This window comes from Lysinibacillus sp. NPDC093692 (assembly GCF_050280125.1).
Classification (GTDB): Bacteria; Bacillota; Bacilli; order Bacillales_A; family Planococcaceae; genus Lysinibacillus.
The window spans coordinates 1-13,032 of sequence record NZ_JBNNUW010000030.1 but is presented as its reverse complement, the minus strand read 5'-3'; the positions used below and the strand labels follow the sequence as shown (position 1 = coordinate 13,032).

General features: G+C 32.3%; 15 protein-coding genes and 1 other annotated feature. All 15 genes read left to right on the top strand.

Features of this window, described 5'->3' with window-relative positions:
* Nucleotides 1-265 precede the first annotated feature (265 nt).
* The 15 genes from ACQKN4_RS22545 (at nucleotide 266) to ACQKN4_RS22475 (ending at nucleotide 11,928) form a co-directional block, all read left to right on the top strand.
* Nucleotides 266-1,009: a type II toxin-antitoxin system HicB family antitoxin gene (locus ACQKN4_RS22545; RefSeq protein ID WP_427484861.1), complete on the top strand. Its 744-nt coding sequence runs from the start codon at nucleotides 266-268 to the stop codon at nucleotides 1,007-1,009.
* Nucleotides 1,010-1,710: 701 nt separating this feature from the next.
* Nucleotides 1,711-1,911, top strand: a complete 201-nt coding sequence (locus tag ACQKN4_RS22540) for a hypothetical protein (protein ID WP_427484860.1) — start codon at nucleotides 1,711-1,713, stop codon at nucleotides 1,909-1,911.
* Nucleotides 1,912-2,072: 161 nt separating this feature from the next.
* Nucleotides 2,073-2,372: a hypothetical protein gene (locus tag ACQKN4_RS22535; RefSeq protein ID WP_427484859.1), complete on the top strand. Its 300-nt coding sequence runs from the start codon at nucleotides 2,073-2,075 to the stop codon at nucleotides 2,370-2,372.
* Nucleotides 2,353-2,547: a hypothetical protein gene (locus ACQKN4_RS22530; protein ID WP_427484858.1), complete on the top strand. Its 195-nt coding sequence runs from the start codon at nucleotides 2,353-2,355 to the stop codon at nucleotides 2,545-2,547. The genes ACQKN4_RS22535 and ACQKN4_RS22530 overlap by 20 nt, the downstream gene beginning before the upstream one ends.
* Nucleotides 2,548-2,675: 128 nt before the next feature.
* Entirely contained in the window at nucleotides 2,676-2,942 is a 267-nt protein-coding gene (locus tag ACQKN4_RS22525) for a CPCC family cysteine-rich protein (RefSeq protein ID WP_079560200.1), read from the top strand.
* Between the two features lie 38 nt (nucleotides 2,943-2,980).
* Complete coding sequence (locus ACQKN4_RS22520) at nucleotides 2,981-3,475, top strand: DUF6584 family protein (protein ID WP_427484857.1); 495 nt, start codon at nucleotides 2,981-2,983, stop codon at nucleotides 3,473-3,475.
* Between the two features lie 168 nt (nucleotides 3,476-3,643).
* The gene (locus ACQKN4_RS22515) at nucleotides 3,644-4,123 is read left to right on the top strand and encodes an SMI1/KNR4 family protein (RefSeq protein WP_079560201.1); all 480 of its coding nucleotides are present in this window, start codon (nucleotides 3,644-3,646) and stop codon (nucleotides 4,121-4,123) included.
* A gap of 196 nt (nucleotides 4,124-4,319) precedes the next feature.
* Nucleotides 4,320-4,583: a binding site (T-box leader), on the top strand.
* 65 nt (nucleotides 4,584-4,648) lie between these two features.
* Entirely contained in the window at nucleotides 4,649-5,872 is a 1,224-nt protein-coding gene (locus tag ACQKN4_RS22510) for an MFS transporter (protein ID WP_079560375.1), read from the top strand.
* A 137-nt stretch (nucleotides 5,873-6,009) separates the two neighbouring features.
* Nucleotides 6,010-6,423: a GNAT family N-acetyltransferase gene (locus ACQKN4_RS22505; protein ID WP_079560202.1), complete on the top strand. Its 414-nt coding sequence runs from the start codon at nucleotides 6,010-6,012 to the stop codon at nucleotides 6,421-6,423.
* 581 nt (nucleotides 6,424-7,004) lie between these two features.
* Nucleotides 7,005-7,460 (top strand): hypothetical protein, encoded by a 456-nt coding sequence (locus tag ACQKN4_RS22500; RefSeq protein WP_427484856.1) that lies wholly within the window; start codon nucleotides 7,005-7,007, stop codon nucleotides 7,458-7,460.
* A 13-nt stretch (nucleotides 7,461-7,473) separates the two neighbouring features.
* Nucleotides 7,474-8,172: a DUF4304 domain-containing protein gene (locus tag ACQKN4_RS22495; protein WP_427484855.1), complete on the top strand. Its 699-nt coding sequence runs from the start codon at nucleotides 7,474-7,476 to the stop codon at nucleotides 8,170-8,172.
* Nucleotides 8,173-8,246: 74 nt separating this feature from the next.
* Nucleotides 8,247-8,552 carry a hypothetical protein gene (locus tag ACQKN4_RS22490; RefSeq protein WP_427484854.1) on the top strand — a complete coding sequence of 102 codons (306 nt, stop codon included), beginning with the start codon at nucleotides 8,247-8,249 and terminating at the stop codon, nucleotides 8,550-8,552.
* Between the two features lie 385 nt (nucleotides 8,553-8,937).
* Nucleotides 8,938-9,387, top strand: a complete 450-nt coding sequence (locus ACQKN4_RS22485; protein ID WP_427484853.1) for an ASCH domain-containing protein — start codon at nucleotides 8,938-8,940, stop codon at nucleotides 9,385-9,387.
* A gap of 163 nt (nucleotides 9,388-9,550) precedes the next feature.
* The gene (locus ACQKN4_RS22480) at nucleotides 9,551-10,489 is read left to right on the top strand and encodes an aminoglycoside phosphotransferase family protein (protein ID WP_427484852.1); all 939 of its coding nucleotides are present in this window, start codon (nucleotides 9,551-9,553) and stop codon (nucleotides 10,487-10,489) included.
* A 278-nt stretch (nucleotides 10,490-10,767) separates the two neighbouring features.
* Nucleotides 10,768-11,928: an acyltransferase family protein gene (locus tag ACQKN4_RS22475; protein WP_079560209.1), complete on the top strand. Its 1,161-nt coding sequence runs from the start codon at nucleotides 10,768-10,770 to the stop codon at nucleotides 11,926-11,928.
* Nucleotides 11,929-13,032 lie beyond the last annotated feature (1,104 nt).

The window sequence follows — 13,032 nt, the reverse complement described above, 5'->3', positions numbered from 1 at the left end:
TCTCCATTTTATTTTTTTAACTTGATTTTAGTATTTACTACATATTGGTTTAAGTTCAAATAGTGTTTCAATTTGTTCTTTTTGTAAACGAAAATAAAATTGTTATTAAAGTGACGGTGCTTTCCTTGAAAATCAAAGAGTTGCATGGGCAGCTCTTTTTTTCTTTATTGAACGATCCTAGGCAATTAAGTTGAAATAGATTTGATTGCAATTATCGTAAAATAGTTTATTGTAAAGAGAAGTTATGATTAAAGGGTGTGCAGCTATGTTATATTTCGGAGAATTAGTTTATCCAGCATTTATACAACAGGATGCTGATGAAACATATGGTGTTTATTTCCCTACTCTTTTTCCTGAAAACGGGTGGGATATTCCTTTGTGCTGGGGCAAAACCAAACTTATTGCGATAAAAAATGCAGAAAAGGATTTAGCTTACTCTTTAGCAGGAATCTTATATGATAATGAAGAACTTCCTAAACCTATCCCTATTCAAAGTAACAACCTTTCTCAAGGAATGGATTTAATCGATGTGAAGACATCGTTTGAACCGTATGCCGAAGAAATACAGGAACATTTGAAAAACGCACATTGGCATATTGACTATTACGCTGAAGAATATGAAGAGAGAATCGAGGCCATTGGTTATAAAAATGACCAAGGAAAGTGGGATATTCAATTTGGAGATTATTCAGAGGAGGAGGAAATTCTTTTTTTTGATTCCTCGCACAGAAGAAATCCTGAGTGGCCGTTTAATATGATACTATTTTCAGTACATACAAGATCTGAAGCACAAGAGAAATTTAATCAATTTGTTGAAAAAGTAGTTATCAAACATCGTACTTCCATTGAGTGGTTAGAGAGGGAAAAAGAACGACTGAAATTTGAAAAAGATAATAAAAAAATTATGTTCAAATCAATTAATGAATTAGTAAAAAAGGGACAGATTTCTGCAATGCAAGCAGCAATATTAAAAAAAGAAGTAACAGATCCAGAATACAGTATCAATTAACTGAAAGAGGTAACCATCTCATTATTTTTGAGGTGGTTTCTTTTTTTTATAGGGTGGCATCACTTAAGAGTTAAGGAACTGATATGAGCAGATATAGTAAAGTACAATATTAAATTACATCCCTATATTGAGTGAATATGTGAAGGTAAAGAAAAAACATTTGGTTATCGATACGTTCTATTTTTAATAAAGTTTGAAGTTAGCAAAAAAGCAATTCCAATAAAAATGTATAGTAGTGCTGCAGATTTGTTCGGAATAAATGAATTGTAATTAAGAGGGCCGAGTGACGTTCCAAATCCACTCATACACATAAAGAAGCCTATCCCAAAATGAATTTTCCGATTGTAGTATGTTTTTTCATATATAGATCCCTCCTGAAATATGGATTTTTGTATATCTAAGCGAAATATAATTTTGGAATTTTGATTTTGAGGAGATTAATAAATAAAGTAATTCACTACTTCGTCGAATATCAATAACTTGTGTAGAAATATACCTTAACTAAGAAGTTGAGTGGGGTGTGGAAAAAATTACATATATGAATAAATGCAATACATTGTTAAGATTTGATAGGTCAAGTATTCTTTGGTAAGAAATTAGAACAGTGGCATTTCTCCAATAAGTGAAGACGTTTTTTACAAACTAAACAGAATAGATCAAGATCGATAATTAGTAAGTATTTTGTTGTGAAAGGAAAAGTAATGAGTAAGGTAAAACTATATTTAACCTATCGAAAAAAATCATATCTTTTATATATGGCACTTTATATTACAGGTTTCATTGTTGCTAACTGTATATTTGGACCTCCGAAGCATTATGTTGCCCCTATTTTATCAACGATATTAGTTTATAGCTTTTTAGAGTTTCGAGAATATAAAAGTTGGAAAAAAGAAAATTATTGAATTTAGTATCCTCAAGGAGGTTTGCTTGAAGATCATTGGAATGCTTAGACAGCCCCATTTTTCTTCTTGTGCTAACGGTGTGGTTTAGTTAAAGAAGGAAAAAATTACATATGTAAATAAAGTGAAAATAAATAACTTGATAATAAAAAGAGGTGTTTGATTTGAACGCTAAAACCTTACATGAATGGGAACAAAAACACGATGCAAAAAATCAAACAATTAAGGGATTTTGGGAAAGTTTTAGGAAATGGCGTGAGGAAGATAGATATGACTATTTAGACACGTTTAATGGGAAGTTGTACGAAGAATTCATTAGTGTTGAAGAAAAATCCATTGAATTAATATATAACTTCTCAAGGGTTGAAGCATTTGTGTTCTTTACTGTGAATTTTTTTTACTTTGATAAAGAAATTGGAACATACTCCATTGAATTCGACTTGGATGGGGGGAGTATTAGATGAATATTTAGTTGTTGACCATTTATCCATAAAAAATATTATTTCTGAAATAAAACAAAACATAACGACTGCGCGAAAAGCATTAAAAGAGGGCATTGAATTAAAATCAATATCAATATCCAATATTACTGGTATTGATGAAACTTCAATAGAAATTATAAAGAAAAAATATTGTTGAACTATAGGATGCAAAAGTTTAACAAGGTGTTGCAGCGGCAGCATCTTGTTTCTTCTTGTGCAAACGAAGCAGTTTAGTTGGATAAGAAGTATGAAAAGATAAAAATAAAAAAGTGTGGGAGAAATTATATGAAATATACTTGCCCTTGTTGTGGATATAGAACATTAGACGAAGAGCCCCCAGGAACTTATGATATATGTGGAATTTGTTATTGGGAAGATGATGGAGTTCAATTTGATGACCCTGATTGTGAAGGAGGAGCTAATATTCCATCCTTAAGGCAAGCACAAAAAAACTTTATTGAATTTGGTTCTTGTGAAGAAAGGTGTATTGAATTTGTAAGAAAACCTAATGAAAAAGACGAAAAAGACCCTAATTGGAAACGGTTATTATAAAGTAAGTAAGGAATTAGGATAAACGAGGGTGTTTTTATTTGAAAAAGGAAATTTCAAAGGCTTTAAAACGAATAGAAGAGGATATAAAAAATGATGATTTGGGGAAGGCAAGGGATAGATTACACGGGTTAATATCAACCTTTCCAAATGAATTAAAACTCCGTAAAAAGTTGGGAGATATTTATTTCGAGTTAAAATATCCTGCAATGGCTGGTCGATATTGGTATTTAGAAAAGAATAAGACCTCAATAATGATACATGCGTGTATAGAATTTGAAAACTCTATGGGAAATGACATTAATAATATAGCAAGAGCTTTAAAGTATAAAGGCGATATTGAAATTTTGATAGGACTGGAATTAGACACAGCACTTTTATATAAAGTAAAAGAAAAATTAGTAGAAGAACCAGATGTTCCAACAGAACTTGAAGATAAATTAATTATCTTTGGTTGTCTTTCAATAACATTTTTAATAACTATTCTTATATTTGTTGGAGCTGCTACAGTTCTTAGCTGGATTTTTTTTAATTAGTTTTGCAATAGTGGATAATGGAAAGAAATTTGCTGTTAATGGGGTGTAATAGCTGTAAAGAAAGGCTGTATTTGACAGACTTTTTAGTAAGGATCATGTAAAAAGAATTTTAAGCATAGCGTTAATTTAAGAAGAGGTAAATATTTTCAATTGTATGGGGGAGTCACATTGGTAAATGAAGTAATTACAAATGCTAAAGAAATGATTCAAAGGTCTGGAACATCCACTAGGATAGCGACAGATGAAGAAATAAATGCCCTAAATGAAAAACTAGATATTAAACTTCCGGAATGGTTGATAGAATTAATGACTACGGTAGAAGTGTGTGATAGTGAATTGGTGGTTCCTTTTTATGCAGAAGATGAAGATCCTCAATTACGAATCGAATTCTTGAATCCAAAGTGTATTATTGAAGAATGTTTAGACGCTGTTCCTGGATGTGCAGTATTTGAAAATGGTTATATTTGTATCGGAGTAGAAATAGCAATTGGTGATGCTTACGCAATAAATATACACGAAGGAAATAATCCTCCTGTCTATTTATTAGATCATGAATATGGTGAAGAGACTGAGTGGATCATTGAAAATAAACGAACTGTTGTAGAAAAAATATCCGACCTTTTCCTAGTTGCTAGAATAAATAAATGATTATCTGTTTACTGAAGTTAAACTTTTTATTGAACTAACGGGGCGGATTAATTGAATACGAATAATGGTATGCATGAAGTAAATAATTTCTGTAACAACAATACTGTAAATGAAAATAATTCCATATTTGATTAACGATTAAAATTTTTGTATTGAATTTCAGTTCGTAATAGTATAAAATTTACAAAATTACATATAAAAAGCTGTGAAAAGAAGAGTAAACATACGTACTATCTACAGAGACCTCTGGTAGCTGAAAAAGAGGGATAGGAAATGTGTTGAAACAAGCCTTTGAGCTGTGTATAGGATTTGTTTGTTGGAACAATGATGATGCAACGTATTCTCACGTTATAGAGATAGGGTATCGCAGGTGATTTATTCACAAAGCCGTACTTGATAAGGTTTCTACAGGAATGTAGAAATGAACTGGGGTGGCACCGCGATATGACTCGCCCCCAAGATAACAATCTTGGGGGTGAGTTTTTTTATTTTGTTTTACAAAAAAATAAAATAGGAGTGGTGATTATGTCCAGATGGAAGTATCCTTTCATACTATTAGGAGGAATAGGCATTTCAAATGTGGGTGCATGGGTTTACCTAATTGCACTGAATTTAATGATATTGAATGAAACAGGTTCCCCGCTTGCAATTGCTTTATTATATATACTAGGTCCAATTGCAACTATATGTTCGAATGCTTGGGCAGGTAGTTTAATTGATCGGGTAAATACACGACGACTTATGATGGGATTAGATGTTTTCCGAGCAATATGTATTGCGTTAATTCCATTTTTACCTTCACTTTTTTATGTTTATGTACTAGCGTTTATCATTAATATGGGAAGTGCCATTTTTCAACCTACATCTATGGTTTATATGACTAAACTAATACCTGAAAAAGATCGGCAACGCTTTAATGCACTACGTAGTTTTATCAACTCTTGTGGTTCACTAATAGGTCCTGCCATCGCAGGGATTTTATTTTGGGTGGGAACTCCCTATACTGCCATCTATGTGAATGCAGTGGCTTTATTTTTTTCTGCACTGATTATCATGATGCTACCAGATGTTGATTCAGGACTCAAAGAGACAGAGGGGCAAAGATTTACATGGGATATGATAAAAACTGATTTTTGGGTTGTTTTTAACTTTAGTAAGGACAATTCCTATGTCACAAAAATATATTTATTATTTAGTGGTACTACTATATTCATGACCGCAATCGATTCTCTTGAGGCAGCATTTGCTAAAGGAGTACTTTCAATATCAGATACCAATTATGGGTTTTTATTAAGTGTTTTTGGAGCTGGAATAATAATTGGATCAATTATTAATTCAGTATTTTCAAAACAACTTGCCGTTAATCTTTTAATAGGTATTGGTACCATTTTTACCTCAATAGGTTATTTAGTACTTTATAGTTCTAGTGGCTTTTTTAGTGCGGTACCTGGTGTATTTTTAATCGGGTTTGCTGTAACGTTTGCAAATACAGGGTATTTGACTTTCTATCAAAATCATGTACCAGTGAAGATGATGGGAAGATTCGGAAGCATCTTTAGTGTCATTGAAGCAGGTTTCATTGTTGCTTTAACGGTTTTGATAGGTTTAGCTGCTGAATTAACTTCGATTCGTCCTGTGGGGTTAATAGGATCATTTGCCTTCTTCTTATTAGGGGTATTGGCATTAAAAGCTGTATCAGGTGCAAAACTTCAGAAATATTTTAAAAATGCTTCTTCTTTAAACAGTTAATTAAAAAGGCTTGAATCACACTTTATTATGTTATGTATTTTATTGTGAGTAGAGTTTTCTGTCAGTTTAGAAGGGGGCAGAAGTGTTGAATTAAGGTATTAGGAAACTTATTAAAATCGTATAAAGGGGTTAAATAAATGAAATACATTGAATCAGAAAAGGTCACTAAAGAAGAAAAAGAACATATTTTTCAAGAATTATTAAAATACAATCTTGATAACATTGAAGAAAAGGTAGTAAAAGATATTGGTCTTTTTGTAGAAGATGAAGAAGGAAATAGAGTTGCGGGGTTGATTGGTGATACACATGGAAATTGGTTAGAAGTAGAGTATTTATGGGTAAGTGAAAAACTTCGCGGACAGCATATTGGTACGGAATTGATGCGTAAAGCTGAGAAGATTGCTATTAATAGAGGTTGCAAATATGCCTCCCTAAATACTTTTAGTTTTCAAGCACCTAATTTTTACGTGAAGCTAGGCTATAAAGAAGAATTTGTACTCAATGATTATCCGTTAACGGGAAAGCGATACTATTACACAAAAAAGCTTTAAGATTCAATTGTTAATAAGAACGCTGAATAAGGTTAGCTTATTAAAGGCGACCGAGGGCGATACGGAGAAATTTAAGTAGAGGACTTTTCTCGACTTTTCAACAATATTTTTCACACATCAATCTAAGGGCTTGTGAGTAAAATTACACACAAGTCCTTTTGTTATGATTCCTTTATTGCTCCTACAAACTCCTACATGGCTTTGTAGGAAAGATTGGACAAAATCTGTGAGAATTTGATTTCTCTACGCCACTTTTCAACCATCATAAGCTCATTAACCCCATCTAAGAACCTGTAACGGTTAAACTTTCTTTGTTAGTACTTCATTTTCACCAAACATTATATTTTATCTGTAAAGCTTACTAGTAGCTTTAGCTTGTTGCTTCGTCAACCTTTACCTTATTAGACTAACAATGCAGTTAATTGAATCAGGAAAAAATTACATATATAAAGTAAGGCAATACATTGTTAAGATTTGATAGGTCAAGTATTCTATGGAAAGAAGTTAGAGCGGAGGAGTTCCTCCAACAAGTGGTACTGATAAGATTAAAAATAAAGGATATGGTTTAAAAGGTGGATTTAATGAAACAAATAACAATAGGTTCCTGGACTATCGAGGTAGATGTAAATAAAACAAAGGAATTTTATAGGAAACATCATTTAATCACCGAAGGTTGTGATTGTGACTTTTGTGCAAATTTTGTTTTAGCCTGCGACAAGTTCCCTCCAGCAATTAAAGAACTCTTTAATTTACTTGGTATTGATCCTCGAAAAGAAGGAGAGGTTTCTGAATATATGGAGAATAAAGATGGTACACATTTATATGGTGCATTTTATCATATTGTTGGAAGAATAATTGAGGGACCAAAACTGTGGATGCCTACAGAGGAAGGTAGTGAAGTTTCATCACCTACCTTTGAAAAATATTATGGTGTTGAATTAGGTTTTTGTGAAGGTTTATCATTATTTTTCGAAGGGCTTCCAATACCAACAATTCAGTTTGAAATACAAATGAATATTCCATGGTTATTAAGCTAATGAAACTGTTTAGTTGAATAAGAAACAATTTTTAATAGACTGTAACAAAAAATTCAGAGGTGAACTAAGAATGATTGGCTCTCCTGAAATAAATAAAGTGATTAGAAAAATTTTATCACCAGTATTAAAGGATAATGGATTTGAAAAAGTTAATACTCGACGTAATTGGGGTTGGAAGGACCACTGTATTTTGGTATTGGACATAACTGCTGTTGGAAAGTATTTTTCAGATGTAACAGGATGGTCTCCGATGTCTGTGTATGTAGAATTAGGGATATATTATGACTTTGTTCTACCTAAAGATGGTGAAATAAAGATTGGAACAAAAGGTGAATTACTACCCAAATCCCATCAATGCCAGTTACAAAGACAGTTATTTTGTAGCCTTGACCAATCTAAATACACTAATGACTTTGACAATCCTGCTGAAAAAGAGCGTAACGATATTTGGTGGATACAACCAGATGGCTCTAATATCGAGGAAGTCATAAGTGATATAAAACAAGATTTCATAACTAATGGATTAGAGTGGTTTAAAAAAAATACAGATTTGAAGACAGCTTTTCTAGAAATTGAAAAAGAGAATAACTCTTTCAAAAAATTTTATAAAGCAAAGTATTTTGCAGAGCATTTAAATGATAATGCAAAGCTTAATGAGTACAATCTTTTGTTAGAACAAGAGCAAAAAAGAATTGGTAAGATATTAAACTAAGTTAATAAATATTTAAATGCTGTATTCTTTACATGTGTGTATCCATAAATAAGGCTAAAAAAGGATGTTGTCGGTTGAACTACTATAAAAATAAAGTAGCCTGGCGCCATTTATGCAATCAGGGGTGGGTAGAAATAGTACAGGAGAAGAAAACAGGCAACCTTTTGATAGCATGTTCTGAGTGTGAATCCATGTGGAGACACCCAGATGATATAAAAAATCAAAAAAAATTCACATCGGCTTTTGATACAACAATCGAAGATACAGTTGAGGATGAAGAAGATGTATTTTTAATATTTGAGTCGTATGTTGAAATCCAACACCCAACTGATAAAGATGTTCAAACAAAGAAATGGGGAAAATATATCATAGAGAATTAATAAAACATTGCTAGTATTGTTATGGATTGAGAAGAATACGGTTATCCAAAGATTTAGAAATAGACTCTAAATGAAATGATATTTTTTATAATTTTCTATAAAATATAGTACCCAATGAAAGTTTGGTAATATTAAAAGCCACGTTTGCTGTTAAATCAGTGTTTGTGGCTTTTTGTATGAACATTATTTATGCAAATTTTATTCAAAGGTATATGAGCATTGTTACAATAAGACTTTTCAATATTTTGCAGAAAACGCTGCAAGTTAGTTGAAGAGTGCTGTATGACTTCAACATTTAGTAATTTAATGGAATTAGATTTTTAGAGTGCTTAATCTATTTATGGTAAAATGTTACTAAAATAGAAGACGCATATGGAGGGATACTATGAATCAAGCGGCTCAGGAGTACTGGAATGAATATTGGAAGAATCAACCTCAACCTCAGTCTGTTAGTGCATGGCAATTTGGGGCCGATCCTGATTATCTCGCGCAATTGGTGGTAGATGGAAGTAAAACAGCAACATGCTCAGGATATATTTTTTATGAACTGGAGAATGAACCACTGCCAACAACAGAGGATTACAGCATTATTTTAAACAACAATGATAAACCTGTAGCAATTATTAAAACAGTAGAAGTTACGCTAACTCCTATGAATGAGGTCACTGAAGAGTTTGCTATTGAAGAAGGAGAAGGAGATAGAACCTATACATATTGGTGGGAAGCTCATGAAAAGTTCTTCAGAAATGAGTTAAACGCAATCGGACGTGAATTTTCGGAAGATATGCCCCTTGTTTGTGAGCGTTTTAAAGTGGTGGATGTGAAGAATGGGTAAAGATTCATTCTTAAACAACAGTGCGTATTTTTTAATAAGAATCGCTTTTCTTAATGAACTAACGGGGGCAAGAGTTTAAGATCAAGCAAGAAATCTGCTTACAAAGTTTTTATTAGATAGTATCATTTTCATTGTTACTTGTTGAGAGAAAGGGGAATTGACTTTGTTAATTGAAAGTGTAATAGACTACATATCGAGCCTTAAAGGGTATTCATCTATAAAAAAAATCAAAAAAGGATACTCACCAGATGAAAAATACATAGTTACTGTCGGGCAAAATCAATACTTTATACGATTATCAGACATACAATATCACGAAAAAAGAACCGTCGAATTTTCATTGCTTCAAGCATTAGAAAAACAAGGCGCACAAACGAATAAAGCCTTAGAATGTACTTTATTGAATGAGGCTAATCTTTCTGTCATGGTATTAAGCTATATTGAAGGATACCCTGCAGATGAATTCATTTGGAATCTTTCTGATGTGGCGCAATTTAATATAGGTCTTGCTGCTGGGAAAGAATTAAGAAAAATTCATCAGCTATATGCCCATGTCCCACAAACGATGCACTGGGAAGAAGCTCAAAAAAAGAAATTCAGTTTTTATTTAAATGAATATAAAAAAGGTAGTTATCAACTGCCAAAAGAGCAAAAAATACTAAACTTTATTGAAAACAATTTCCACCTTCTTAAAGATCGACCTATAACATTACTTCATGATGATTTTCATCTTGGCCATATCATCGTTCAAAATAACACGTACAATGGCGTAATTGATTTTAATGGTTATGATTTTGGTGACCCATACCATGATTTTTATAATCTTTCTTTGTTTAGCAGAAGACATAGTATCCCATTTTGTATTGGACAAATAAATGGTTATTTTACAGAATCTCCAGACGATACATTTTGGCGAATATATGCCCTTTATGCAGCGATGAATATCGTCTCTACGATTGTGTGGACGAAAAAATATGATGAACAATCTTTTGATGATGCATTAGAAAGAATCCATCTCATTTTAGAAGATCATGACTATTTTAATTTGAATCAACCATTATGGTATAAGTCCATACCAATTGATAATGTTACAGGTTTATAAACGGCCATAGTATATTTTTAAACTGAACTATATTAATAAAATATAGTTCAGTTTTTATTTATGAGCAAAATCTATCCGCCTCTTATTCTACTAACGCAGCAGGTTAGTTGAAGTAGGAACTAACTTATTATCTATATCACAGAATGACGATAATGCAAAAAAATGATTAATCAAGAATAAGAGATTATTAACCTATAATGTAATCTCTTTACATTAATGGTGAAATATACGTTACTATTATTTAAAGTATAATTTTTAATGGGAAAGGAGTTTTAAAGGTGAAAAAAGAGAGTGATCATTTATGTTTCATCGATAATATAAAAATAGCTTTAATTATGCTTGTAGTAGCTCACCATGCTGGACAAGCCTATGGACCAGGTGGTTGGTGGTATTTTTTGGATGGTGAATCCATCAACTGGTTGGGTAGGTTTTTCTCTGTAAATGCAGCATTTTTTATGAGTATGTTTTTCTTTTTATCAGCCTATTTTCTCCCTCAATCAATCGCCAGAAAAGGGCCAAAACGGTTTTTAAAAGAACGGCTTATTAGAATTGGTATTCCATTACTACTGGGATTTCTCGTGATGATTCCTATTTTGATGTATTTATATTACATTAATTTCAGAGATTATGAACCTATCCCATTTTTATCTTACTATGTTAATATATTTTTTGGACTTGGTAATGAACCCGCGAATTGGACTGGGCCATCATGGCCTGATATGCAATTTGGCCATTTATGGTTTTTAGAGCATTTACTTGTGTATGCGATTGTGTTTTCGGTCTGGACCTTCTTTACATCTAAGAAATTCACACAAAAGTCTGATAGAAACATTAAGGTTTATCAGATTCTCTCCCTGTGGTTGGTCGTTAGTTTAGTGACTTTTATTACAAGGATATGGTTTCCTATTGATCATTGGACAGCTTTTTTAGGATTTATTCAAACTGAATTTGCACATGTACCACAGTATGTGAGTTTCTTTTGTTTAGGCATTATGGCTTATCATCGCAAATGGTTTTTAACTATGAGTGCGAGAGCAGGATACATCTGGCTTGTTAGTGGAATATTAATAGTGACCATTTTGTATTTTGGAGGAAATACGATAGATCCTTTTCTTTTAAAGGGTGGACAAAACTTCGGTTCGTTGGCTCGATCATTAATTGAGACGTTACTGTGTATTTCACTTGTAATCGGTCTTCTAATTTTATTTAGAGAGAAAGTTAACGGCGCTAATCGTTGGTCAAAGATGTTAGCGAACAATGTATTTATTGTTTATTTCATCCATGTCCCAGTAGTTGTCTTCCTTCAATATACATTTAATGACCTACCAATATCAGTCTGGACTAAATTTCTTATAACGGTGTTTTTAGGAATCATTCTAAGCTTTTTGCTAAGTCATTTTGTATGGCGTAAGATTCCATACCTCAAAAAAATGATGTAAAAGGAAATAATTTTTAGATAAGTGAAAAAGCCAGCATTAATGCTGGCTTTTGTCTTAATAGGATAATGATGTGTCATAAAAATAATGGTTCTTTTTCAACTAACAAGGTACTTTACGTCAATAAGGAGTGGAGACATTTTCTACTTAAACTAAACCAGCAGAATAGTTGACGATAAAATATGGGGTGGCAAGAGATGAGAATAGCAGATTCTAAAATTATTTCTGCCACTAATGTGTTAATGATGAAGAAGATAGCTATTTTCTTTAAGGAATAGTAGGTAATTTGCATAGAATTTGCGGAGAGGCTCCAGAAAACAATAATTTAAGCTATTGCTTAAATTACGCATTAGAAGTTCGCTTGTGATATTACATTCATTAATGGTCGCAACGACTACAGTACTATAATGTATGACATGTGTGACTGGAGATATTATGCAGGTGGGGGAGCTACTTTTCATACGGTAGATGGTGGACATTTTTTTATTACAGCGAATTTTTGACTTGTTGTGGATATTATCAAGCAAACATTGACAATATCGAATAAAATTCTAGAAAGGTAATGATAGCTCGTTTATTGTGTACTAATTTTCATTTATCTTAATTGGAAAAGAGGTTTTGAATAAATGAATAACAATATTATTTTTGGGATAGTATTATTAGCGCTAAGTTTGTTTCTTAAGCCATTTATGGCGATTGTGGGGCTGAATGAAAGGTTATTCAGCTTGCACTTGCAAGGTGAAACAGTGTTTTCATTGAGTCCATTCTAAGTTCGGATTATTTTGGCAGTAATTGGGGTTATCATGCTTATCATCGGCGGTATGCAAGTTACAAAGCAGAAGAAAAAATAATTGAAAGGATAGAGAACACAACAATTGATCTTGCTACAATATTGAATATTTATAACCAAGGTATTGAAGACCATGTTATCTAAATAGATGAAAATCTTTAGGACCTTCTTCAACTAATGAGGCTTTTTTCTTGATGATCATTGAGTTCCATATGCAGCTCTTTTTCTTACGATTAGTCAAGTATCTATAATAACTTTCTTAACTCTCTGATATTATTTTGATAAATTGGGCCATGCCGAATAAGCCTAGTGATTTT